We start from the raw sequence: 24,010 nt of genomic DNA on the forward strand, positions 1-24,010 counted from the left end.
GATTACAGCCCCATTTTGACCAGTTTCGGCAGGTTCGCTTTATCCAGGCTTTCGGTTTCATTGCCCAGAATGGTGTGCGTTGCCTCGTCCACTTTCACTTTGCCCATGCCTTCAATGGTCATGCCGTCAGTGATTTTTTCGCCTTTTTCCAGCTTCTCGGCGAGGCGTACAAAGACTTCACCGGCGACCATCGGGTTCCAGATAAAGCCGCCTTTGATCGCCCCGGCTTTCACCAGACTGGCACCCTGACCCGGACTGAACGGGCCGAACACGCAGATATCGTCAGTTTTGCCACGGTTAAGCACCGCGCGGCCTGCGCCAATCGGGCCTTGCGAACCAATCGCCAGAATGCCTTTCAGATTGGCGTCTTTGGACATCAGGTCGTTGGTGGTGCGGATGCTGTCATCAAGGGATTCACCGACACCAAATTTGTCGCCAACCAGATGCATATCCGGATAGTGCTCTTTCTGGTAATTGATGGCGGCATCGGCCCATTTCTGATGGAGCGGCACGGTTAAACTGCCGACGTACACCGCATAATCCCCCTTCTCTTTCATGCACTGCGCCAGCGCGATCATGTGATTAATGCCGTGCTGCGTGGCATCGACCATTTCGAAATCCCAGTCGGCATATTTCTGATCCGGCGATTCATGCACGATGACTTTGATCCCGGCGTCGTGCGCACGTTTCAGCACCGGTTCCAGCACGCGGGCGTCGTTGGGTACCACGCCGATCACATCCACTTTCTGGGCGATCAGATCTTCAATCGCACGCACCTGCAATGCCGGATCCGCGCTGGTCGGCCCGACCTGCCACGCGTCGATCCCGCGTTTGGCGGCTTCACTTTTGATCCCGGCTTCCATCGCGTTGAACCAGGCGTTACCGCCGACTTTCACCACCACGCCCATGCGAATTTTGTCGGCGGCATGCGCTGACAGGGACAACATGGCTGTGGCGAACAGGCAGGCAAGAACGGATTTCTTGATCATGTTTACTCTCCTGGGAGGTCAGTTATGTGCCGCAGCTAACGGGCCGTTGCGGCTGTTTTTAGTTTTTTTCTGTAGGGGTGACGGAGAAACTTCAATCACGTTAACGTTGCTCCAGGCCAGTTCCTGGCGGAATTCTTCATCCTCCAGATGGTCTGTTATCAGTGTGTCGATTTCCCGGTAGTGGCAGATCCGCGCAAAAGAGCGGCGGCCGAATTTGCTGGAGTCAGCCAGCAAAATTTTGTGCTCGGAGGAAAGCAGCATTTGCTGTTTCAGCCGCGCATGATGCTCATTACTTTCACGGATGCCGCCTTCGTGGCTGATACCGTGACAGGAGAAAAACAGTTTGTTGATGACGAACTCTTTCAGCATTTGTTCGGCCAGCACGCCGACGAAATCTTCATATTTCGCCGAGTATTCGCCACCCAGTCCGATGACGCGCACATTGGCTTTCACCGCCAGCGTCTGGATGATGTGCACCGAGTTGGTCAGCACCACCAGCTGGATATCAGGCATCTGGCGGGCCAAAAACCAGCTACTGGAACTGCTGTCGAGCAGCAGACAATCGCCGGGATTAATCAGTTGCAATGCCCGTTTGGCGATGCGCGTTTTGCTGTCCGGCGACTGATTGCTGCGGTCACGAAAGGATTCGCCCTGTTCAATCTGCGAAGGCACGTAAGTTTTTTCGCCCGCCGAATGTTCCATAAACACCGCGCCGCCGTGGCTGCGTAACAGCACGCCGCGCTTTTCCAGCAGCGCCAGATCCCGCCGCGCCGTTTCCAGCGAGATGCGGCATAACTGCGCCACTTCCTGCACTAATATGCGTCCGCGCTGGCTGAGAATTTCGGTGATATAACGATGTCGCTCTACTGGCAGCATGTGGTGATTCCTCTTTCCCGATGTCAAATAGGATACGCAGCCGGATGTTTACGGAATGCGCAGTGCCTCAAAGGCGACTGTGCGCATTTTTTGCCACAATCGTCCTGTGATAGTTGTCACGAAAAGGTGAGAAAAGATGAAATGTTAAAGTTTGGATCTGTGGCGGGAACGGCATTAAATCGTTATTTACGTTGCAACAAGACAGCAACAGATTTGCAAACGGTCACAATTCCTCGTGCAATTTAATGACCGCTAATGACCGTTTGTGTGGAATTGACCGTTTGGGGGAGTGAACGGAGAGCTATCCCCGTTATCAATGACTTACTCTGATTATCTGCCGCCTGCCAGTTCGAGAAAACTGCCGGTGGCATAGGAAGCAGAATCCGACAGCAGCCAGGCGATCGCCTGTGCCACTTCTTCCGGCTGACCGCCGCGCTGCATCGGCAGGTTGGCTTTCACGCGATCGACACGCCCCGGCTCACCGCCGCTGGCGTGCATTTCGGTGTAGATAAGACCTGGACGCACGCAGTTAACGCGAATACCGTACGCCGCCACTTCCAGCGCCAGACCGGTGGTCAGGGTATCCACCGCGCCTTTCGATGCGGCGTAATCCACATATTCACCCGGCGCACCCAGACGGGCAGCCGCCGAAGACACATTCACAATCGCTCCACCCTTTCCTCCATGCCGGTGCGACATAATTTTCACCGCCTCGCGGCAGCACAGGAAATAACCCGTCACGTTGGTGGACAGCACTTTGTTGATACGTTCGGCAGAGAGATTTTCGATGGTCGTCTGCTGGAACAAAATCCCGGCGTTATTCACCAGCGCGGTGACCGGCCCGAGTTCAGCGCTTAACTGTTTGAACATCGCGACAACCTGCGCTTCATCGGAAATATCGGCTTTGAGCGCGAGCGCTTTACCACCGGCCTGATGGATTTCATCGATGACGGATTGCGCTGCGGTTTCGTTATTGAGGTAATTAACACCGACTGCATAACCCTGCCGGGCAAGGAGGACAGCCGTTGCACGGCCGATACCGCGACTGGCGCCGGTGACGAGAGCGATTTTCATGAGTGACTCCATTGGGGGAAGTGAGAAAAGTGCTTACTCCTCCCCCTGCGAAGGGGGAGCAGCTGTGTCGAATGTCAATCCGGCAGCGATTAATTTGCTGCCCATTCACGGCCATCTCGCACCATCGCATTCAGGATTGTCACCAGTTTCCGGATGCATGCTGTTAGCGCAACTTTCTTTAACTTTCCCCGAGCGATGAGACCGTCGTAAAACCTCTTGATTTCCTTATTATTCTTTTTTGCCACCAGCGCAGCCATATACAATGCAGCCCGCACCGCTGAACGCCCTCCCCAGATAGCTCGCTTCCCTTTGAGCTTTCCGCTGTCATGTGAATAAGGGCACACTCCCACCAGAGCACTAATTTTCCTCCGACTCAGTGTTCCTAATTCAGGCAAAAGTGCTAATAACGTCGCCGTCGTTGTTGGGCCTACGCCTTTGACACTGCTCAGGATTTTTGCTTTCTCCTGCCACAGTGGCATCACACGCAACTGTCGTCCAATGTCATCATCGAGATCTTTTATCTGGCTGTTCAGCCACTCGATGTGATGGTGAATGAGTTCCGCAACATCAAGATGGACACCATCAAGGCGGTTTTTTTCCATCGTCCGCATATCGATCAACTGACGCCGTCTTGTCACCATTTGCGCAAGCCGCTGGGTCTGCTCATCACTTGCTACTGTCAGCGGCGGCAACACGACTTGTGCAAAGCGACTCAGCACCATGGCATCAAGTTTGTCCGTTTTCGCGAGATTCCCGAGCGATAAGGAAAAATGCTTAACCTGCCGTGGGTTTACGACCGATACGGGATAGTTTTCCACAGATAAATTTGCGGCTAACACACAGTGATAACGACCCGTAGCCTCCATGACTATCTGTGCAACCTCATAATTTTTAAGCAAATTAATGAAGTCGACATGGCCAGTTTGGTTGTTAGTAAACTTCTGATAGAAATTGCCAACGTTAATAAAAACATCGAAGGTTTCTTTAGAAATATCGACGCCGACAAATGCTTTTGGGGACTGATTCATTATTTCCCGTCCTTGTAGATACGGGCTGGTGCAGGCACCGCCCAGGCAGCTGTTCGGGTTAAAAATGAGCTGACGTAACGCAGGAATGCTCCCCCACGGGCTTGATGTCCCAGAGGCCGGACTTGCTGCTACATCAGTTTAGAACTCGTTAAAATAATAGATGCTTGAAAGAGATTTCAATGATCAACGACGTAAATCAATCATTGAAATGAACATACAAGGCTGGGAGGGGGTTTTAAGGACTAACACTTTGACAAAGCAAACTTTAATTTTGGGATTCTTACCTTAATACCCCACCCCAACCCTCCCCTTCGCAGGGGAGGGAGCCGATCGAGCTTTTCTCCTCCCCCTTCTCAGCGAGGAGCAGACCGCAGTCTTACTCGTAATCTGACATCGGTACACACGAACAGAACAAATTCCTGTCCCCGTACACGTCGTCGAGACGTTTCACGGTCGGCCAGTATTTGTTGTCATAACCGGCCGGGAAGACTGCGACTTCGCGGGTGTACGGATGGTTCCAGTCGCTGACCAGCTCGTTCTGCACGTGCGGTGCATTCACCAGCGGGTTGTCTGCCAGCGGCCATTCACCTTGCGCCACGCGGTCGATTTCACTGCGGATCGCCAGCAGTGCATCGATAAAGCGATCCAGTTCCACTTTGCTTTCTGATTCGGTTGGCTCAACCATCAGCGTACCCGCCACCGGGAATGACATGGTCGGGGCATGGAATCCATAGTCGATCAGGCGCTTGGCGATATCCATTTCACTGATACCGGTGGTTTCTTTCAGCGGACGGATATCCAGAATGCATTCATGCGCCACACGACCGTCACGGCCGGTATACAGCACCGGATACGCGTCTTTCAGACGGGTCGCGATGTAGTTAGCATTGAGGATAGCGACCTGGCTGGCTTGTTTCAGGCCTTCCGCACCCATCATGCGGATGTACATCCAGCTGATTGGCAGAATGGAAGCGCTGCCGAACGGAGCCGCAGAAACCGCGCCGTTTTGGGTCAGTACGCCGTCAATCTGCACCACGCTGTGTCCCGGAACGAACGGCGCCAGATGCGCTTTCACACCGATTGGCCCCATACCCGGACCGCCGCCGCCGTGCGGAATACAGAAGGTTTTATGCAGGTTAAGGTGCGAGACGTCGGCGCCGATATAACCCGGCGTAGTGATGCCCACCTGGGCGTTCATGTTCGCGCCATCAAGGTAAACCTGACCGCCGTACTGATGCACAATCTGGCAAACTTCACGGATGGTTTCTTCGTAAACACCGTGCGTTGACGGATAAGTCACCATGATACAAGACAGCTCATCGCCCGCTTTCGCCGCTTTTTCACGCAGATCGCTGAGATCGATGTTGCCCTGTTTATCACAGGCCACCACCACCACGCTCATGCTCGCCATCTGTGCGGATGCCGGGTTAGTGCCGTGCGCTGAACTTGGGATCAGACAGATGTGACGACTGCTTTCATTACGGCTTTCATGGTAACGGCGGATCGCCAGCAGACCGGCGTATTCGCCCTGCGCGCCGGAGTTCGGCTGCATGCACACCGCGTCATAACCGGTGAGCTGAACCAGCCATTGTGACAATTGCCCAATCATTTGCTGATAACCGGCAGCCTGTTCAGTCGGACAGAACGGATGCAGTTCAGCGAATTCAGGCCAGGTGATGGGGATCATTTCTGCCGCAGCATTGAGTTTCATGGTGCAGGAACCCAGCGGGATCATCGCCTGATTCAGCGCCAGATCCTTTTTCTCCAGACGGTGCATGTAACGCATCATCTCGGTTTCGCTGTGGTACTGGTTGAATACCGGATGGGTCAGGATCGGATCCACACGCAGCATGGCGGCAGGAATGGCGTTGCTGTCAGTCGATACGGCTTTGTCCAGTTTGTCGATATCCAGACCGTTGTCGTCACCCAACAGGGCAGCAAACAGAATCTGAACGTCTTCGCGGGACGTGGCTTCGTCGAGGGTGATACCGACTGCGCCGTGAATGTCAGTACGCAGGTTCAGGCCGAAGCTCAGCGCGCGTTCCAGCACGGCAGCTTTATCTTTGACTTCAACGGTCAGCGTATCGAACCAGGTGTTGTGACGCAGTGTCAGGCCGCCCTGTTTCAGGCCAGCGGCCAGAATGTCGGTCAGACGGTGGATACGGGACGCAATACGTTTCAGGCCTTCAGGGCCATGGAATACCGCATACAGGCTGGCAATATTCGCCAGTAAAACCTGCGAGGTACAGATGTTGGAGTTGGCTTTCTCGCGGCGGATATGTTGCTCACGGGTCTGCATCGCCATACGCAGTGCAGTTTTGCCTGCGGCATCACGGGAAACCCCGATGATACGGCCCGGCATGGAACGTTTGAATTCGTCTACACAGGCGAAGAAGGCCGCGTGCGGACCGCCGTAGCCCATCGGCACACCAAAGCGTTGCGCGGAACCGAAGACCACGTCTGCGCCCTGTTTGCCCGGCGCAGCCAGCAGTACCAGTGCCATAATATCAGCGGCAACGCTGGTAATAATTTTGCGGGTTTTCAGTTCGCCCAGCAGCGCGGTGTAATCATGCACTTCACCGGTGGTGCCAACCTGCTGTAACAGCACGCCAAATACGCCTTCCAGCTCGAGCACTTTTTCGGCTTTATCAACAATGATGTCAAAACCAAAGGTTTCCGCACGGGTACGCACCACATCCAGCGTTTGCGGATGCACGTCGTCAGCCACGAAGAAACGGTTGGCATCTTTGAGTTTGCTGGCACGTTTTGCCAGCGCCATCGCTTCGGCTGCGGCAGTCGCCTCATCAAGCAAAGAAGCAGAAGCCAGATCCAGCCCCGTTAAGTCTAACGTCAGTTGCTGGAAGTTCAGCAATGCTTCAAGACGGCCCTGCGACACTTCCGGCTGATAAGGCGTGTAGGCAGTGTACCAGCCCGGATTTTCCAGCATGTTGCGCAGGATAACCGGCGGCGTCAGCACCGCGCTGTAACCCATACCGATGTAGGATTTATAGCGTTGGTTCTGGCTGGCAATGGCTTTCAGCTCAGCCAGCGCCTGATGTTCCGTGACGGCATCGCCGACAGCCGGCGGGCCGGGTAACTGGATATCGACCGGAACGATCTGCTGGATCAGCGCGTTTAAGGAATCCGCACCGACCGTTTCCAGCATTTGTTGCTGCTGCTGAGAAGACGGACCGATATGGCGGCCAATAAAGGCTTCGCTGTGTTCGAGTTGGCTGAGAGTCTGAGTCATTTGCTACGCATTCCTGAAATCTGCTGGAGGTGTCTTGGGATACTGACAAAAGCTACGGGTCCTGATTTGCCCCGCAAGCGGGTTGCGGGGCGGGTAAAACAGTATTTAATCAGTCTTCAATGGATGCTGAATAGGCTTCTGCATCAAGCAGGTTAGCCAGTTCACTTTCGTCAGACGCTTTAATCTGGAACAGGAAACCGGTGTCATATGGCTCGCTGTTCACCAGCTCCGGGGAACCTTCCAGTTCAGCGTTTACCGCAATAATTTCGCCGCTGATCGGAGAGTAAATGTCGGAAGCTGCTTTGACGGATTCCGCCACGGCGCAGTCTTCACCGGCGGCAACTTCACGGCCAACTTCGGGCAGATCAACAAATACCATGTCGCCCAGTAATTCCTGTGCGTGTTCGGTGATACCTACGGTGTAAACGCCGTTACCTTCTGAACGAATCCACTCGTGGGAAGACGCGTATTTCAAATCTGACGGGACATTGCTCATCGATAATCTCCTGAAAACGTTTTAAATTTTTCTATTTCTGCTCAATTAAATACGTTACTGCGCCAGCGGTTTGCCGTTACGGACAAAACCGGGTTTAGTGACTTTTACCGGCATTTCACGGTTGCGGATCTGCACAATGGCGTTTTCGCCGATGCCCGCCGGAACGCGTGCCAGTGCAATACTGTAGCCCAGCGTCGGCGAGAATGAGCCGCTGGTGATCACGCCTTCCAGGGTGTTACCCGCGCTGTCGGTGAATCGCACCGGCAGTTCATTACGCAATACACCTTTCTCGGTCATCACCAGGCCGACCAGTTGATCAGTGCCCTGCTCGCGCTGTCTTTCCAGCGCGTCACGGCCAATAAAATTACGGTCTTCCGGTGCCCAGGCAATGGTCCAGCCCATGTTGGCCGCCAGCGGTGAAACGCCTTCGTCCATTTCCTGACCGTACAGGTTCATACCTGCTTCCAGGCGCAGTGTGTCACGCGCCCCCAGACCGGCTGGCTTCACGCCTGCGGCCAGCAATTTCTGCCAGAAATCGGCAACCTGTTCTTGTGGCAATGCGATTTCATAACCCGCTTCGCCGGTATAACCGGTGGTCGCGATAAACAGATCGCCCGACTGAACGCCAAAGAACGGCTTCATGCCCGCGACAGCTTGTTTTTGTTCGGCGGTAAACAGCGTTTCCGCTTTCTCTTTCGCCTGCGGCCCCTGCACGGCAACCAGCGCCAGATCATCACGCACCGTCAGTTCGACAGCGTACGGTTCTGCATGTTGCGAAATCCATGCCAGATCTTTCTCGCGGGTCGCGGAGTTGACCACCAGACGGAAATAATTTTCGTTGAGGAAATAGACGATCAGATCGTCAATCACGCCGCCGGAGGCATTGAGCATGCCGGTGTACAGGGCTTTGCCGGGAACGGTGAGTTTGGCGACATCGTTCGCCAGAAGATAACGGAGGAATTCACGGGTACGGGCGCCGTGGAGATCAACAATGGTCATGTGCGAGACGTCAAACATACCGGCATCCTGACGCACGATGTGGTGTTCATCCAGCTGAGAGCCGTAATGCAGAGGCATCATCCAGCCGTGGAAATCGACCATACGCGCGCCGCACGCAACATGTTGTTCATAAAGCTGAGTCTGCTTAACCATCTTATTCCTCATTTAATTAAGTGCATAAACAGCACACCGCGCAAACGATACCCTTTGCCTGAACTTACCACTGAATCTCCCTGCTAACCATAAGTTAAAATATGCAGAGCGGTGGAGATGTCAGTGATTTCACAGAGGCATTGTGCAGAGTTTTTGACTGGTAAACTGGGGTTTGTGGCGCAAAATCTACAAATAAACAGCAAAAGTATCGATGTTATATAACGACAAGGCCGAATTTCTCACCATTTGCAGAATGAGAAATCCGGCCCCGGATTAGAAAATGTAATGGAAAATTTTAGCTGAAATTAGATTATTTCAATCGAAGCGATTCGTCCTGTAACCATTCCGGTAAATCATTCAGCCCCATCGCCTGACGGACCAGTTTCGGTTTCACGCCCGGCAGGGAATCCGCCAGCGTCAGGCCGATATCGCGCAGCAGTTTTTTGGCAGGATTGTCACCGGCAAACAGTTCACGGAAGCCCTGCATCCCGGCAAGCATCAGCGCAGCGCTGTGTTTGCGGCGGCGTTCGTAACGGCGCAGGTACATATGCTGGCCGAAATCTTTACCTTCTTTTTGCAGACGTTTGATTTCAGAGGCCAGTTCGGCGGCATCCATAAAACCTAAGTTGACACCCTGCCCGGCCAGCGGATGTACGGTGTGCGCCGCATCCCCGATCAGCGCCAGACGCTGTCCGGCAAAGCTGCGGGCATAACGACCGGTCAGCGGGAAGGTCAGGCGATCGCTCTCCACGGCACAAACGCCAAGGCGCAGGTCAAAGGTGCTGGCGAGAATTTTGTTGAATTCTTCCGGCTCCAGCGCACTCAGGCGCTGCGCTTCATCCGGCGAAACTGACCAGACGATAGAAGACAAATGCGTATCCGCCAGCGGCAGAAATGCCAGAATACCTTCGCCGTGGAATACCTGCCGTGCGACAGACTGGTGCGGTTCTTCAGTGCGGATGGTCGCCACCAGTGCATGATGGCGGTAATCCCAGAAGGTCAGCGGAATATCGGCGTGCTGACGCAGCCATGACTGTGCACCATCCGCTCCCACGACTAAGCGCGCACTGAGCTGACGATCATCGCTAAGGGTAATGAAGGCTTCATTTTCGCCCCACGCCACATTTTTCAGTGTTGCCGGTGTGAGCAGTGTGATGTCAGAAGATTTTTCCGCACGCTGCCACAAAGCACGGTGGATCACCTGATTTTCGATAATGTGGCCCAGATGGCTGAAACCGTATTCTTCGCAGCGGAACGCGATTTTGCCGAAGCTGTCGCGATCCCAGACTTCCATCCCCTGATAGGCATTGGCACGCTGAGCAATAATGTTGTCCCAGACGCCGATATATTTCAGCAGACGTTCGCTGGCGGCATTGATCGCCGAAACCCGTAAACCCGGCTGTTCCGGCAACGGCGAATCGAGATCCGGTTGCTGGTTTTCCAGCACGGCAACGCGCAAACCGCTGCCCTGTAATCCGCACGCCAGCGCCAGACCGACCATTCCGCCACCGGCGATAACCACATCAAAAGATTGCATAATTTTTCCTGTAAGGCTTAACGGTCAACCCAACCTAATGTTCTTCGGGTGAAAGCATCGCGCAACGGCGTAATGCTTTCCATCGCCAGTAAACCGAAATTGCGTCCGACCATTAATGGCAGCCAGCGGTTGGCAAAAAGGTGGATCAGGCCATCGGTGATGCCAATGGTCGCCTGCTGATCAGGCTGACGGCGCTGCTGATATTCATTGAGCACGCGGTAACTGCCGACGTCAGTGCCTTGTGCGGCAGCACGGGCCAGCGTTTCCGCCAGCGTCATGACGTCACGCAGACCGAGGTTAAAACCCTGCCCGGCAATCGGATGCAGCGTTTGCGCCGCATTGCCCACCAGCGCCAGGCGGTGGCTGATATGGCTGTTGGCTTTCTGTAATTGCAGCGGATAACTGAAACGTTTACCGGCCTGTTTCAGGGTGCCCAGACGCCAGCCAAACGCTTTTTGCAGCTCACTGAGGAACTGTGCTTCAGTCCAGTTATCGATCTCTTCTTTCGCTTCGCGCGGATGACACCAGACCAGCGAACTGCGGCCATCGGACATCGGCAGTAACGCCAGCGGCCCGTGCTGAGTGAAACGTTCAAAAGCACGACCCTTGTGCGGTTCGCTGGTGGCGATATTCGCGATCACGGCAATCTGACCGTAATCTTCACGCTGCCAGCCAATATTGCAGGCTTTTGCCAGCGAAGAATGCGAACCGTCAGCGGCCACCAAAAGCTGCGCTGTCAGCGTTTGACCGCTGTCGAGCGTCACGCTGGCGGAATCTTGTGAACGCGCGACATCCGTGACTTTGGCCGGACAATGCAGCGTGACGCCGGGGGCATTTTTCAGCATCGCAAACAGGCGCTTACCGACTTCATGCAGCTCAACCACCTGCCCCAGCGCCTCAACGCCATAATGCGCGGCATTGAGATTCACAAAGGCCGCGTGACCACGATCGCTGACGTGGATATCACGGATTGGCGTGGCGATTGCCGCCAGCACAGGCCAGATCCCCACCCGCGATAATTGCTGGCAGGTTCCCTGCGCCAATGCGATCGAACGGGCATCAAAACCCGGATGCCCGTGATGCTCCGGCGCAGTGGCTTCCACCAGATGCACCGCCAAACGTCCCTGCGTCAGCGAGGAAATCGCCAGCGCCAGCGTGGCACCGGTCATGCCGCCGCCAACAATTACGATGCTCATATTATTTCTTTGCCGCCGCCATTAACGCTTCAATATCATCGGCTTCTTTCACCACATCGCCGGTCAGAATTTCAATACCGGTAGCGGTGATCAGAATGTCGTCCTCGATGCGGATACCGATACCGCGGTATGCTTCCGGTACGTCGGCATCCGGCGCGATATACAGACCCGGTTCAACGGTCAGCACCATGCCCGGTTCCAGCGTCCGGCTGCGATCCACTGAACCGTAATGGCCGACATCATGAACGTCCAGCCCCAGCCAGTGGGAAAGACCGTGCATGAAGAACTGGCGGTGTGCCTGCTCCGCGTAAAGGGTTTCAACGTCACCTTTCATCACGCCCAGTTTGACCAGACCTTCAATCATCACGCGAACTGCGGCTTCGGTCGCGGCCTGAATGCTGCTGCCCGGCCCGAACACTTCCAGCGCTTTATATTCTGACGCCAGCACGATGTCGTAGATTTCGCGCTGCGCTTTGCTGAATTTGCCGTTCACGGGGAACGTGCGGGTGATATCACCGGCATAACCCTGATATTCACAACCGGCGTCGATCAGCACTAAATCGCCGTCACGCAGTTCACATTCGTTTTCGGTGTAATGCAGGATGCAGCCGTTTTCGCCGCCGCCTACGATGGTGTTATAGGAAGGATAACGTGCACCGTGACGGGTGAATTCGTGATGAATCTCGCCTTCAAGCTGATATTCGAACATGCCCGGACGGCATTTTTCCATCGCACGGGTATGGGCCAGCGCGGTGATGTGTCCGGCGCGGCGCATGACGGCAATCTCTTCAGCCGATTTGAACAGGCGCATGTCATGCACCCACGGACGCCAGTCGGTGACAGTGGCCGGGGCCGAGAGATTCTGGCGGAAGCCTTTGCGCAGTTTTTCCATGGCACGGTTAACGATTTCATCCGCATAGGCGTAATCGCCCTGTGCGTGATACAGCACGTCGAGACCGTTAAGCAACAGGTGAAGCTGATCGTTGATATCATCAAAAGGCAGCGCTTTGGTCACACCCAGTTTGGCGGGCGCGGCTTCCTGACCTAAACGACGACCAAACCAGATTTCAGCGGTGAGATCACGGACGCGGTTAAACAGGACGCTGTGGTTATGATTTTCATCACTTTTCACCAGGATCAATACCGCTTCCGGCTCATTGAAACCGGTGAAGTACCAGAAATCACTGCTCTGACGATACGGATATTCACTGTCGGCACTGCGTGGGGCTTCCGGCGCAGAAAAAATTACCGCAGCGCTTCCCGGTGCCATCTTCGCTAACAGCGCCTGACGACGATTATCGTACTCTTGCTGAGTCATCACACCTTCTCCTGAAATCGTTTTAATGAGTGCAATCAGTTTATGTAATGCAATGTACCATTAATGCAAAGTACGGTGATTTTCCGCAGCCGTCGGGCGGCTGTGGCCAAATTCACCAAAGCACAGAATGGCAGCAACACGGACATACTCCACCACTTCCTCTAAAGATTGCGCCAGTTGTTCCTGATCTTCATCTTCGTCGTAGCCCAGTTGCGCGATGCTGCGCAAATCGTCGATCGCTTCACCGACTTCGCCTTTCACTTTGGCGAGTTTGGGCTGCATCATGCCCAGGCCAAGCAGGAAATGGTTAACCCATCCGGCCAGGGCATCGGCACGCTCAAAGATGTGTTTTTCATCGTCGGGCATCAACATTTTGAATTCGAAGCTGTCATCTTCGAGAGTGTCTGACGTCACTTTGCGCAATTGTTGCAGCAAATCTGCCAGCGTGTGCGGGAAGGCCATGCCTTCGTTAGTCAGATCATGCACCATCGTCAGCCAGCTGCCGTCGCGATTGCCACCGCACAGCAAGCCACTGATCAAACCGTGCATTTCTGCTGCAGTCAAAGCAACCGATTGTTGTTTCAGGTTTTGATCCAACGAATCGTAAGTAGGGTAAGTATTCTCTATAGACATGCGCATTCGCCATCGTTGGCAGGTTAAGTTCGTGTTATGCTACCACCAAGGTCTGTCGTAGTACCAGATTAGCAGCCCGTGATTGGGTGCTCTTAAACATGAATGGCACGCCCTGAACAATCGGGCAGCAGTCAGTCGGTCATGGGGTTGTAACCTGGTATTGAGATAGTTATAGTGGCGCCCGCTTCCAACATCCTGCGCCAGGTCGTAGTGGTCACGTTGGGGCGGATGAATAAATCAGCAGGAAGGTGGCATGTCTGCACAACCGGTAGATATTCAAATTTTTGGTCGCTCTTTACGGGTGAATTGTCCGCCAGAACAACAGGAAGCACTGAATCTGGCAGCTGAAGATCTTAATCAGCGGTTGCAAGATCTGAAAGTTCGCACTAGAGTCACCAATACAGAGCAACTGGTATTCATCGCGGCATTGAACGTATGTCACGAACTTGCTCAGGAAAGGTTGAAAACGCGCGATTACGCATCCAATATGGAACAACGTATACGGATGTTGCAACAAACCATCGAGCAGGCATTGCTCGAACAAGGCCGGATCTCTGAACGTGAAGGGGCGCCTTTCGAATAACACACGTTGCTGACTGACTGGTCACAGGTCGTCAGAAACGGTAAAAAATTTCTCTGAGATGTTCGCCAGCGGGCCCGTCCCCTGAGCCGATAATTAGTACCAACAGAATGTGATGATCCGTAATCGGTGCGCATGCTCGGCCCGTCCGAGAAGCCTAAAGATTGCGACAGCACGTTCACCTTGAACCATGGGTTCAAGGGTTACAGCCTGCGACGGCATCTCGGAGATTCCCCTTTCTTTTCGGTACATCCCTTTCTGGTGTTTGTATCTATGCCCTACACACCGCTGTTTGCTTCAGTCCGACAAACCATCCGCAGTGAAATACGCCAACGCAGAAATATGCTGACCGCTGAGCAGCAAACTCATTTTGCGCTGCAGGCTGCAGAACGCGTCGCAACACACCCCAAGATTATGCCCGCCACGACAGTTTCCCTGTTTCTGTCCTTTGATGGTGAACTGGATACCACACCGTTGATCACCCGTTTGTGGAACGAAGGCAAACAACTTTGCCTGCCGGTGCTGCACCCTTTCGCCCCCGGCAATTTGCTTTTTCTGCGTTATACGCCTGAAACGCCTCTGGTGTGCAATCGTCTTAAAATCCTTGAGCCACAACTGGATGTCACCCAGGTTATTCCGCTGGCGCAACTGGACATTATCCTGACGCCACTGGTCGCCTTCGACAGCGCGGGGCAACGTTTAGGTATGGGTGGCGGCTTTTATGACCGCACACTCGAGCGCTGGAAACAAGGCGGCCCGTATCCGATAGGGTTGGCGCACGATTGTCAGCATGTCGATGCTTTGCCGGTGGAACACTGGGATGTCCCTTTACCTGAAGTCATCACACCTGGAAAAGTGTGGGTCTGGTGATGCCAGACAATATAAATTCCCTGTAACTTGAGTGACAGTCATAAACAGAAAGCACACCTCATCAGTATGTTGTAACTAAGCAAGGAACCGGCGCACTCCCTTCTTTGTTGAAAACACCTAACTCGTTGAAATAAATAACAATTTGATCTTATACATACCGTTACACGCCGAAACCAAACACTCACGGACAACAGGGTTTGTCGCGCCTATTATTCCCACATCGGCCCCGCAGTGGGGTGGACACATAAACCAAGACTCTCTGAGGAATTAAACATGAAAAAAGTATTAGCTCTGGTTGTAGCCGCTGCAATGGGCCTGTCTTCTGTCGCTTTCGCTGCTGAAACTACAGCAACCCCGGCGCCTGCTGCTACCACAACCACCGCAGCCCCGGCTCATGCTACAAAGCATAAAGCACACAAGAAACCGGTTCAGAAAGCGCAAGCTGCCAAGAAACATAAAAAAGCTGCCAAAAAGGCGCCAGTTGCTCAGAAAGCGCAGGCTGCTAAAAAACACGTAAAACATGCTAAGAAAGCGGCTCCTGTTGCTCAGAAAGCGCAAGCTGCTAAGAAACACGTAAAACACGCTAAGAAAGCGGCTCCTGTTGCTCAGAAAGCGCAAGCTGCTAAGAAACACGTAAAACATGCTAAGAAAGCGGCTCCGGCAGCAAAAGCGACTCCTGCAGCATAAGAAGTCACTAAGAAGTCTTTGTGAACGAACCTGTTCACCCTTATCAAGACTGAAAAATTTAACACCCGGTTCGCCGGGTGTTTTTTTCTCCGTTTTCTGGCCTGAGGTACTGACAGATGATGCTGCGCCGCTACCTGTTCGAAATCACCTTTTCATCCATGATCCTCTGCGGTCTGATTACCCTGTCCTTTTACTTCTGACGTTTTGATTCCCCTTTCTTCCATCTTCAGACATTTTTTACCTCCCCGATGCCATAAAAACAAAAAACCGCCTTTCGGCGGCGGGTATTTGTCTGTTTCAGAACGGCTTATCAGTAAAGCAAACGGGCGCGAATGGTACCCGGAATCGCCTTCATCAGTTGCAGCGCGGTGTTAAGCGTCGCTGTATCCGTTTCCGCATCAATCACTACATAACCGATTTCCGGGCTGGTTTGCAGATATTGCGCCGCAATGTTGATGCCTTGTTCCGCGAAAATCTGGTTGATGCTGGTCAGCACGCCAGGGCGGTTTTCGTGGATATGCAGCAGACGGCTGGCTTTCTCGGTGTGTGCTGGCAGAGAGGCTTCCGGGAAGTTGACCGCTGACAGGGTTGAACCATTATCAGAGTATTTCGCCAGTTTGCCCGCCACTTCGAGGCCGATACCTTCCTGCGCTTCCATCGTTGAACCGCCGATGTGCGGCGTCAGCAATACGTTGTCGAATTCACACAGCGGAGAATTGAACGGATCACTGTTGGTTGCCGGTTCTTCCGGGAAGACGTCGATGGCTGCACCGGAAAGATGTTTGCTGCGCAGCGCATTGCACAAAGCAGGAATGTCGATCACGGTGCCGCGTGAGGCGTTGATTAACAGCGCACCCGGCTTCATCTGTGCCAGTTGCCGCTCGGAGATCATGTCTTTAGTCCCTGCTGTTTCCGGCACATGCAAGGTGACCACGTCGCTGGTGTTGAGCAATTCTTCCAGCGTGGCAATCGGCTGCGCATTACCCAATGGCAATTTGCTTTCGATATCGTAATAGAAGACGCGCATCCCCAGGCTTTCCGCCAGGATCCCCAGTTGCGTACCAATGTGGCCGTAACCGATAATGCCCAGACGCTTGCCCCGCGCTTCGAATGAACCGACCGCCAGCTTGTTCCAGATACCACGGTGCGCTTTCGCATTCGCTTCAGGAATGCCGCGCATCATCAGCAACATTTCACCCAGCACCATTTCCGCAACTGAACGGGTGTTGGAGAACGGTGCGTTAAAGACCGGAATACCGCGACGGGTCGCAGCTTTCAGATCCACCTGATTGGTGCCGATACAGAAACACCCAACAGCCACCAGTTTTTCTGCCGCCTGGAACACTTCTTCAGTCAGCTGAGTACGCGATCGGAGTCCAACAAAGTGCGCATCACGGATCGATTCTTTCAGCGATTGCGTGTCTAAAGCACCTTTGTGAAATTCAATATTGGTGTAACCCGCAGCACGGAGTGTATCAACCGCACTTTGGTGGACGCCTTCCACTAACAAAAATTTAATCTTGTCTTTCTCAAGTGATACTTTTGCCATTTCCCGACCCTATATTTTCTGGCTGAATTCAAACTGCAAGGTGACTGCTCACAGCCAACATAACAAAAAATCCGCCAGCATCAATACAAACGATTGCCTGCCCCACAGCAGAAGGCTCAGCGCGCCTGTTGGTTTTTAGCATTTCATGCTGGTTAGATTTTACTGTGCCAGACGTTCAGGAGGATAAACATCAGAATGTGACATAAGTCACCAAATTAAAGCTTTTGAAGAAAAGATGATTCAGCCAGAAAATTATCATCTTCATAACATTGCGTTATGACGGCGGGATGACGAGGCGCAGACTGGCTGCTTTGGGCAAAAACAGCCAGATCTTCTGCTTATAAGCTGATTACTTCAGTTTGACGGTTTTGACACCTTCGGAAGTCCCGACCAGCGCCACATCAGCCCCCCGGTTGGCGAACAGGCCGACAGTCACCACACCGGCAATACTGTTGATCTTATTTTCCATCGCGACAGCATCCAGAATGTTCAGGTTGTGCACATCCAGAATTACGTTACCGTTGTCTGTCAGCACATTCTGACGGTATTCCGGCAGGCCGCCGAGTTTCACCAGTTCACGCGCCACGTAGGAGCGTGCCATTGGGATCACTTCAACCGGCAGCGGGAATTTACCCAGCACATCCACCTGTTTGGAGGCATCCACAATGCAAATGAATTTTTTGGCGATCGCGGCAATGATTTTTTCACGGGTCAGCGCCGCACCGCCGCCTTTGATCATTTGCATTGAACTGTTGATTTCATCTGCGCCGTCAACATACACATCCAGCGAATCCACTTCGTTGCTGTCGAAAACATGAATGCCTAAGCTTTTCAGTTTTGCGGTGGAGGCGTCGGAGCTGGAAACTGCGCCTTCAATCTGGCCTTTGATAGAGCCCAGTGCATCGATGAAATGCGCGGCGGTGGATCCGGTGCCGACACCGACAATGGTGCCCGGTGTGACGTAATCCAGCGCGGCCCAGCCGACTGCTTTTTTCAATTCTTCCTGCGTCATAATGGCTTCTCTGTCTGATAACACGTAAGTGGCGTGAATAGTTCGGTGAAACGAAGAGTGTCGGTATTATAAAGCATGTGCTGGCAGATTGGGCAGCCAGGAGCGCGGCCAGATCACACTTATTAAGTGCAATTGCGTTGCAAACACCCCGATTTTCCTCACCACAAAACCTGACAATCTGTGGCATAGTGTCTGGATAACATTGAATCTAAGGGACAGAACTCCGATGAAACGCCCGGACTATAGAACGCTGCAGGCACTGGACGCGGTGATCCGTGAGCGCGGTTTTGAGCGCGCAGCACAAAAGCTTTGCATCACACAATCGGCGGTCTCTCAGCGCATCAAGCAACTGGAAAATTTGTTCGGCCAGCCGCTTCTGGTACGAACCGTTCCACCTCGTCCGACTGAACAGGGACAGAAATTGCTGGCCCTGTTACATCAGGTGGAATTACTGGAAGAAGAGTGGCTGGGCAGTGACAGCAACAACGAAAGCAACGATACGCCGCTGTTGCTTTCACTGGCGGTTAACGCCGACAGTCTGGCAACCTGGCTGTTACCGGCGCTGAAATCGGTGCTGGTGGATTCCCCTATCCGCCTGAATTTACAGGTGGAAGATGAAACCCGTACGCAGGAACGCTTGCGACGCGGCGAAGTGGTGGGCGCGGTGAGTATTCAGCCGCAGCCGCTGCCGAGCTGTCTGGTGGATCAGCTAGGTGCACTGGACTATTTGTTTGTGGGTTCCAAACCTTTTGCTGATCGCTATTTCCCGAACGGCGTTACCCGCTCCGCCTTGCTGAAAGCCCCTGCGGTGGCGTTTGACCATCTTGACGATATGCATCAGGCTTTCCTGCAACAGAACTTCGATTTATCGCCGGGCAGCGTGCCGTGCCATATCGTTAACTCGTCAGAAGCCTTCGTACAACTGGCCCGTCAGGGCACCACCTGCTGCATGATCCCGCATTTACAGATTGAGAAAGAACTGGAAAGCGGCGAGCTGATCGACCTGACGCCAGGCCTGTTCCAGCGTCGTATGCTTTACTGGCACCGTTTTGCGCCGGAAAGCCGCATGATGCGTAAGGTCACCGATGCACTGATCGCCCACGGACATCAGGTGTTACGTCAGGACTGATAGAATTATCCGGCGTAAGAAGCGGCGTTTAACCACTTTTCTCCCGGACCATCTCGATCAATGCCCGCAGGCTCGCGGGCACATGCCGGTTGCCCGAGAAGTAAAGAAATAAACCGGGGATCGGCGGGCACCAGTCTTCCAGTACCGCGATTAGCCGCCCTTCTTTCAGCGCAGCCTGCGCATAATCTTCAGGAACATACGCGATCCCCAGCCCGTTCTGTGCAGCCTCCACCATCAGTTGCGTATTATCCAGTGTCAGACTTCCCGGCACGTCCATCGCCACTTCCTGTCCGCGTTGGTGAAACTCCCAGCGATAGCGTTTTCCGCCAGGCAGGCGCTGGCGCAGACACTGATGACGGGCGAGATCATCCGGCGTTTCAGGGGCGGTATGCGCCGCAAGATAATCCGGCGAAGCCACGGCCAGAAAGCGCATGTCGGGGCTGAGCCGCACGGCGATCATATCCCGCGGAACCGCTTCTCCCAGCCGGATCCCTGCGTCAAACCCTTCCCCGACAATATCCACCAGCTTTCCTTCCGCCACCAGATCCAGCGCCACACCGGGATAACGCGCCATGAATTGCGGCACAATCTCTCGTAACAACAAGCGGATAGCGCCTTCGCTGCCGTTGATACGCAATTCGCCCGTCAGCCGCCCCGGCTCGCCCGCCACGTCTTCCAGCGCAGCATCAAGCCCGCGCATAATGTGGCTGAGCGAGGATCGGGTAATGCCCAAAAGATCGGCGGCACGGCGGAAACTGCGGTGTTCGGCAACGGCCATAAAGGCCCTGAGTTCTGCCAGGGTCGGTTTGCTCAATAATGGTTTGCTCATTGGTGGATAATATTCACCTGTTCATGCGGGTTATTGGGTATTAACGCAACAGTAGTATTGCCCTACCCTGAATGTCTGGCAACTTCTGCAACAGAGGTATTTGATAATGGCAAAGACATGGTTTATTACCGGCACATCGACCGGCCTTGGACGCCTGCTCACTGAACAACTACTTGAACGCGGTGACCGGGTGATCGCCACCTTACGCAAGCCGGGTGCGCTCGACGACTTACAGGCGATCTATGGCGATCAGTTGCATCGCATCACGCTCGACGTCACAGATACGCCGGCAATCAGAGCAGCCGTTGCCGGGGCATTCGCTAAGATGGGACGTATTGATGTCGTGGTCAGCAATGCCGGTTATGGCCTGTTCGGCGCAGGCGAAGAAATTAGTGACGGGCAAATCGACAGGCAGATCGCCACTAATCTGGTGGGTTCGATCCAGCTTATCCGCGCCGTTTTACCGCACCTGCGCGCACAAGGCGGTGGCCGGATTGTGCAGGTTTCATCGGAAGGCGGACAGATCGCTTATCCCAACTTCAGCCTTTATCATGCGACCAAATGGGGGATTGAAGGGTTTGTCGAATCGGTTGCGCAGGAAGTGGCACCGTTTGGCATTGATTTCCTGATCGTGGAACCCGGCCCGACCAGCACAGAATTTGGTGCCGGGCTGGATCATGCAATCCTATTACCGTGCTATGAAAAAACACCCGCCGGTGATGTACGTCGGGCGATAGCATCCGGTGATTTCGCCATTAAAGGTGACGCAGTAAATACTGTCCGGGCAATGATCACCGCGACCGATGAGGTGAACCCGCCATTGCGTCTGGCGCTGGGCAGTACCGCTTATGCCTCAATCAGCCAGGCGCTGACAGAAAGAATGCGGGTGCTGGAAGCACAGAAAGACGTGACATTTTCAGCGGATAAAAACGCATAGCCAGCGTTACAAAAGGCAGAAAACAAAAACCCGCCGAAGCGGGTTTTTTCATTATGTGGGAAAAGTTAATAACTGCCTAAATATTCCCATTCGCTATTTGATGCGAGATTAGTCGGGAAATACCAATAGGTTGGCGTTTTCAGCATGAAGTAATCCTGCGTTCCCTTATTTGCATTTTTATATAAGTCACCGATCGTGTTATTGGTCGCGTTACTATGCCATATCTGGAATTCAGTTTTTCCATACCATGACAATAACTGTTGCTCCAGATCTGCCTGTGAGAGTTGCTTCATCGCTTCGAGCGTTTTTTGATCACCAATATAATACCAGTCTTCATTGGATTTTTTATTGGTTGGGAAATAATGCCCGGATTTCTTATTGCGCTGAAGGAAGTACTCTTTATCTTCGTTGTCAGGGTTCTGATAGACGAATATTTCTCTGTCTTGCGTGGTGTTCTGTCTCTGAGACCAGCTAAAAATATCCTCGCGGGAGAAATATTTTTTCAACAAATCTTCTGTTGTAAGATTTTTATTGGTATGAGCAAACAGCGGCGAAACGTCATTATGAACATATTGCGTCGATGAACCTATATACCCCCAAACCTCGGTAGACTGCTGAGTGGTTGGGAAATACCAGTAGTTCTTTTGCTTGAGAATGAAGTAGTCGCGGGTTTTGGTGTACGGGTTTTCATAGACGTACAAGTCTCCCGGCATACCGCTATCTTTACCTTTTGAGCTCCAGGTTTTAATGTCGCTTTTCCCATAAGAGGCGCGAACATCCTTTTCGAAAGCCTCAACAGTGGCATAGCTGTGAGGTTTTAGCTGAGTATTTTGTTCAAACAGGATCGTCTGTTCCAGCACCTGAGTGAAACCCTCTGATTTCCCGATGACGACAGCGGGCGCAGGTTCAACGGTGGCGGGTTCAATAGTACGCTGATCGAGTAAGTCAACGCCCATACTGTCATAGCTTTGCCCGGCGAGTTCTGCCTCGAAAAGCTCGTTCAACGCCTTCTCATTGGTCAGATATTCCCAATCGTTATTACTTTGTGTTCCCGCAGGGTAATACCAATAACCAGCATGTTTAAGCTTGAAATAACGGCCATCACTGTCGCGGTAAACATCTCCCGCAACACCGTTTTTATCGGCACTCCAGTTCTTAATTCTTTCCACGCCGAAGTAGTCATTTTTCCAGGTATCGTAGACCGCATCCATATCTTCTTGCGGACAATTCACGGAGACGAATTGCGGGTTGCTCGCGGTTTCAACATTGAAATGGAATTTATTCATGCGCGCGGTGTTATGTCGGGACCCAGCCAGCGGATAACGTTGCTTGTTATTGTCGGCAAAGGTCACTTCCGCCCAGCATTGCCCCCCTTTCACCGGCTGTGGCTCATAGACGTAGCCATAGCTGCTGGTCATCGGCGGGTAAATATAGCCTTTCACGTCCTTAGCAGGATCGTAAAAACCAACCAGCGTCGTCACAGGAACGCCAAATTTCACCGGCTTAAGTCGGGTTGGATCATTACGTTCAACCATTTCATGCTTATCTTCATCCCACATCAGATAACCAGAAGAAGCGGCCTCAGAAATGACACCGGTATTTTCCATTCCGGCCTGAATACGTTTTTGGGAATATCCGGTATACAACGTATAGGCAGAATAAGGAGAACTGGCTACCCCACCAGCCATCGCATCCGTGTTGAAGCGATAGACACCCGCAAATGGCAAGGTGGTAACCCCTTCAGAAACCGCATTCCCACTTTTATCCCAGAAGAAGTTCGCAATAAAACGGTTGTTAAGACTGTCCCAGCCCCAGCCCGAATTCTGGTTATGCGTCGACCACATGCCGCCGCCAGGGTAATGCCCTAACCCGTATGCATGTCCGAGTTCGTGGCTTAACTCATTGCCGGTAGTCTGGGTCAGCGTTGCCATGCCGTTACCGCCGCTCATGCCATGCTGGACCACGCCATTCTGATAAAAACCACATGCCTCATGCACAGCATAGATATTAAACCAGGCCGGTTGCCATTGTGTTGAACCCGCGGAATCATTGATGCCAAAGTTAGCATTATCAATACCCATGGAAATCAGGTTCTTGGCGATATCCTCACGTAAATCACCGCTGTACATATCCCCGGTGGTGTCGCTTTGATATTCATAAATCTTGCCATCTGACAGCACCACTTTGGTCAGATGAACCGGCGAGTAATTTCCGACAATCAGTCGCGACACGGGTATTTTCTGGAAATAATCTGCCGCTAAGATCGAATTGCCTTCCAGCTCATTGGTTTTCGCGGGTTCAGTCAGCATTCCAAGACGGATATTCTGTATCATGACCTCATTTTCAGCGCCTACATCAATATCCATGAGCAGACCAGTGCTGCCATTTTCATCGGAAATTGAAATCTCCATTCCGGGTTCGATCAGATCCCAGGAAAGTTTCGCGCTGTAGGCATTATCGGAATACACCACGTCGGGATGTCTGCTGTCAGCCAGGTCTGCCTTGTCACTGGCTGGCAATGCGGAAGGCGGAGACAGGCTAAACGGACCATGGCTAACCCCCTTTTTATCTTTAATATGTATGGTGTATTTCGTTCCCGTGCTGCCAGAATGCGGGATAAACATAAATAACGAGTCACGCAGACTGACCAGACGGGGCATTTCCTGCACACTGTTATTGGCAGGATCAATGGTATGGGTTTGAGCAAACTTTACCTGTCCCTTGAGTGAACCGGACAGGCTATTGATAGAATCGTCTTGCTGATGAAAAACTAACGGTGCAACGCTGGCACAAACAGGAAAACTGCCCATGCTTATCGCCAGTGCCAGAAACGTCTTATTAAAGTTCATATTCATATTCAGTCCATTG

The 24,010-nt window shown here is 53.0% G+C and carries 21 protein-coding genes and 1 other RNA gene; 7 read left to right on the top strand and 15 right to left on the bottom strand.

Features of this window, described 5'->3' with window-relative positions; genetic code table 11:
• Nucleotides 1-2: 2 nt before the first annotated feature.
• The 11 genes from RAHAQ2_RS17215 to RAHAQ2_RS17265 all read right to left on the bottom strand — a co-directional run bounded on the left by RAHAQ2_RS17215 (nt 3) and on the right by RAHAQ2_RS17265 (nt 13,549).
• On the bottom strand, nt 3-989 hold the full coding sequence (locus RAHAQ2_RS17215; protein ID WP_015698448.1) for a substrate-binding domain-containing protein: 987 nt from the start codon (nt 987-989) through the stop codon (nt 3-5).
• Between the two features lie 18 nt (nt 990-1,007).
• The gene (locus RAHAQ2_RS17220) at nt 1,008-1,865 is read right to left on the bottom strand and encodes a DeoR/GlpR family DNA-binding transcription regulator (protein ID WP_015698449.1); all 858 of its coding nucleotides are present in this window, start codon (nt 1,863-1,865) and stop codon (nt 1,008-1,010) included.
• Nucleotides 1,866-2,195: 330 nt separating this feature from the next.
• Entirely contained in the window at nt 2,196-2,939 is a 744-nt protein-coding gene (locus RAHAQ2_RS17225; protein ID WP_015698450.1) for an SDR family oxidoreductase, read from the bottom strand.
• An 89-nt stretch (nt 2,940-3,028) separates the two neighbouring features.
• Nucleotides 3,029-3,967, bottom strand: a complete 939-nt coding sequence (locus RAHAQ2_RS17230; RefSeq protein WP_014333317.1) for an IS110 family RNA-guided transposase — start codon at nt 3,965-3,967, stop codon at nt 3,029-3,031.
• A 376-nt stretch (nt 3,968-4,343) separates the two neighbouring features.
• Nucleotides 4,344-7,217 carry an aminomethyl-transferring glycine dehydrogenase gene (gene gcvP / locus RAHAQ2_RS17235; RefSeq protein WP_015698451.1) on the bottom strand — a complete coding sequence of 958 codons (2,874 nt, stop codon included), beginning with the start codon at nt 7,215-7,217 and terminating at the stop codon, nt 4,344-4,346.
• A 109-nt stretch (nt 7,218-7,326) separates the two neighbouring features.
• Complete coding sequence (gene gcvH, locus RAHAQ2_RS17240; RefSeq protein ID WP_015698452.1) at nt 7,327-7,713, bottom strand: glycine cleavage system protein GcvH; 387 nt, start codon at nt 7,711-7,713, stop codon at nt 7,327-7,329.
• Between the two features lie 54 nt (nt 7,714-7,767).
• Entirely contained in the window at nt 7,768-8,865 is a 1,098-nt protein-coding gene (gene gcvT / locus RAHAQ2_RS17245) for a glycine cleavage system aminomethyltransferase GcvT (protein ID WP_015698453.1), read from the bottom strand.
• A gap of 310 nt (nt 8,866-9,175) precedes the next feature.
• On the bottom strand, nt 9,176-10,402 hold the full coding sequence (gene ubiI / locus RAHAQ2_RS17250; protein WP_015698454.1) for an FAD-dependent 2-octaprenylphenol hydroxylase: 1,227 nt from the start codon (nt 10,400-10,402) through the stop codon (nt 9,176-9,178).
• 17 nt (nt 10,403-10,419) lie between these two features.
• The gene (gene ubiH, locus RAHAQ2_RS17255) at nt 10,420-11,598 is read right to left on the bottom strand and encodes a 2-octaprenyl-6-methoxyphenyl hydroxylase (RefSeq protein ID WP_015698455.1); all 1,179 of its coding nucleotides are present in this window, start codon (nt 11,596-11,598) and stop codon (nt 10,420-10,422) included.
• 1 nt (nt 11,599) lies between these two features.
• The gene (gene pepP / locus RAHAQ2_RS17260; RefSeq protein ID WP_015698456.1) at nt 11,600-12,916 is read right to left on the bottom strand and encodes a Xaa-Pro aminopeptidase; all 1,317 of its coding nucleotides are present in this window, start codon (nt 12,914-12,916) and stop codon (nt 11,600-11,602) included.
• A 60-nt stretch (nt 12,917-12,976) separates the two neighbouring features.
• Nucleotides 12,977-13,549 carry a YecA/YgfB family protein gene (locus tag RAHAQ2_RS17265; protein ID WP_015690331.1) on the bottom strand — a complete coding sequence of 191 codons (573 nt, stop codon included), beginning with the start codon at nt 13,547-13,549 and terminating at the stop codon, nt 12,977-12,979.
• 253 nt (nt 13,550-13,802) lie between these two features.
• Between RAHAQ2_RS17265 and zapA the strand changes: the two genes are divergently transcribed.
• The 5 genes from zapA (at nt 13,803) to ydgU (ending at nt 15,886) form a co-directional block, all read left to right on the top strand.
• A complete protein-coding gene (gene zapA, locus RAHAQ2_RS17270) occupies nt 13,803-14,132 on the top strand; it encodes a cell division protein ZapA (RefSeq protein WP_013576788.1) in 330 nt (109 codons plus the stop codon).
• A gap of 47 nt (nt 14,133-14,179) precedes the next feature.
• Nucleotides 14,180-14,363, top strand: a non-coding RNA gene (ssrS, locus tag RAHAQ2_RS25105) — 6S RNA.
• Between the two features lie 39 nt (nt 14,364-14,402).
• On the top strand, nt 14,403-14,999 hold the full coding sequence (locus RAHAQ2_RS17275; RefSeq protein WP_015698457.1) for a 5-formyltetrahydrofolate cyclo-ligase: 597 nt from the start codon (nt 14,403-14,405) through the stop codon (nt 14,997-14,999).
• Nucleotides 15,000-15,272: 273 nt separating this feature from the next.
• Entirely contained in the window at nt 15,273-15,686 is a 414-nt protein-coding gene (gene asr / locus RAHAQ2_RS17280) for an acid resistance repetitive basic protein Asr (protein ID WP_015698458.1), read from the top strand.
• A gap of 119 nt (nt 15,687-15,805) precedes the next feature.
• Entirely contained in the window at nt 15,806-15,886 is an 81-nt protein-coding gene (gene ydgU, locus RAHAQ2_RS26310) for a small membrane protein YdgU (RefSeq protein ID WP_455769640.1), read from the top strand.
• Between the two features lie 110 nt (nt 15,887-15,996).
• On the opposite strand, the gene serA is transcribed toward ydgU, so the two are convergent.
• Together serA and rpiA are read right to left on the bottom strand one after the other, a co-directional pair.
• A complete protein-coding gene (serA, locus tag RAHAQ2_RS17285) occupies nt 15,997-17,235 on the bottom strand; it encodes a phosphoglycerate dehydrogenase (RefSeq protein WP_015698459.1) in 1,239 nt (412 codons plus the stop codon).
• A gap of 349 nt (nt 17,236-17,584) precedes the next feature.
• Complete coding sequence (gene rpiA / locus RAHAQ2_RS17290) at nt 17,585-18,247, bottom strand: ribose-5-phosphate isomerase RpiA (protein WP_015698460.1); 663 nt, start codon at nt 18,245-18,247, stop codon at nt 17,585-17,587.
• A gap of 226 nt (nt 18,248-18,473) precedes the next feature.
• Here rpiA and RAHAQ2_RS17295 point away from each other — a divergent pair, with 226 nt between their 5' ends.
• Nucleotides 18,474-19,376 carry a LysR family transcriptional regulator ArgP gene (locus tag RAHAQ2_RS17295; protein WP_013576793.1) on the top strand — a complete coding sequence of 301 codons (903 nt, stop codon included), beginning with the start codon at nt 18,474-18,476 and terminating at the stop codon, nt 19,374-19,376.
• A 28-nt stretch (nt 19,377-19,404) separates the two neighbouring features.
• On the opposite strand, the gene RAHAQ2_RS17300 is transcribed toward RAHAQ2_RS17295, so the two are convergent.
• Nucleotides 19,405-20,205, bottom strand: coding sequence for a LysR family transcriptional regulator (locus RAHAQ2_RS17300; protein WP_037040222.1), 801 nt, complete (start codon nt 20,203-20,205; stop codon nt 19,405-19,407).
• Nucleotides 20,206-20,311: 106 nt separating this feature from the next.
• Here RAHAQ2_RS17300 and RAHAQ2_RS17305 point away from each other — a divergent pair, with 106 nt between their 5' ends.
• Nucleotides 20,312-21,142 (top strand): SDR family oxidoreductase, encoded by an 831-nt coding sequence (locus tag RAHAQ2_RS17305; RefSeq protein ID WP_015698462.1) that lies wholly within the window; start codon nt 20,312-20,314, stop codon nt 21,140-21,142.
• A 65-nt stretch (nt 21,143-21,207) separates the two neighbouring features.
• Here RAHAQ2_RS17305 and RAHAQ2_RS17310 read toward each other — a convergent pair whose 3' ends face one another.
• Nucleotides 21,208-23,997: a M66 family metalloprotease gene (locus RAHAQ2_RS17310; RefSeq protein WP_015698463.1), complete on the bottom strand. Its 2,790-nt coding sequence runs from the start codon at nt 23,995-23,997 to the stop codon at nt 21,208-21,210.
• Between the last annotated feature and the right edge of the window lie 13 nt (nt 23,998-24,010).

This window comes from Rahnella aquatilis CIP 78.65 = ATCC 33071 (assembly GCF_000241955.1).
In the GTDB taxonomy this organism is placed as follows: Bacteria; Pseudomonadota; Gammaproteobacteria; order Enterobacterales; family Enterobacteriaceae; genus Rahnella; species Rahnella aquatilis.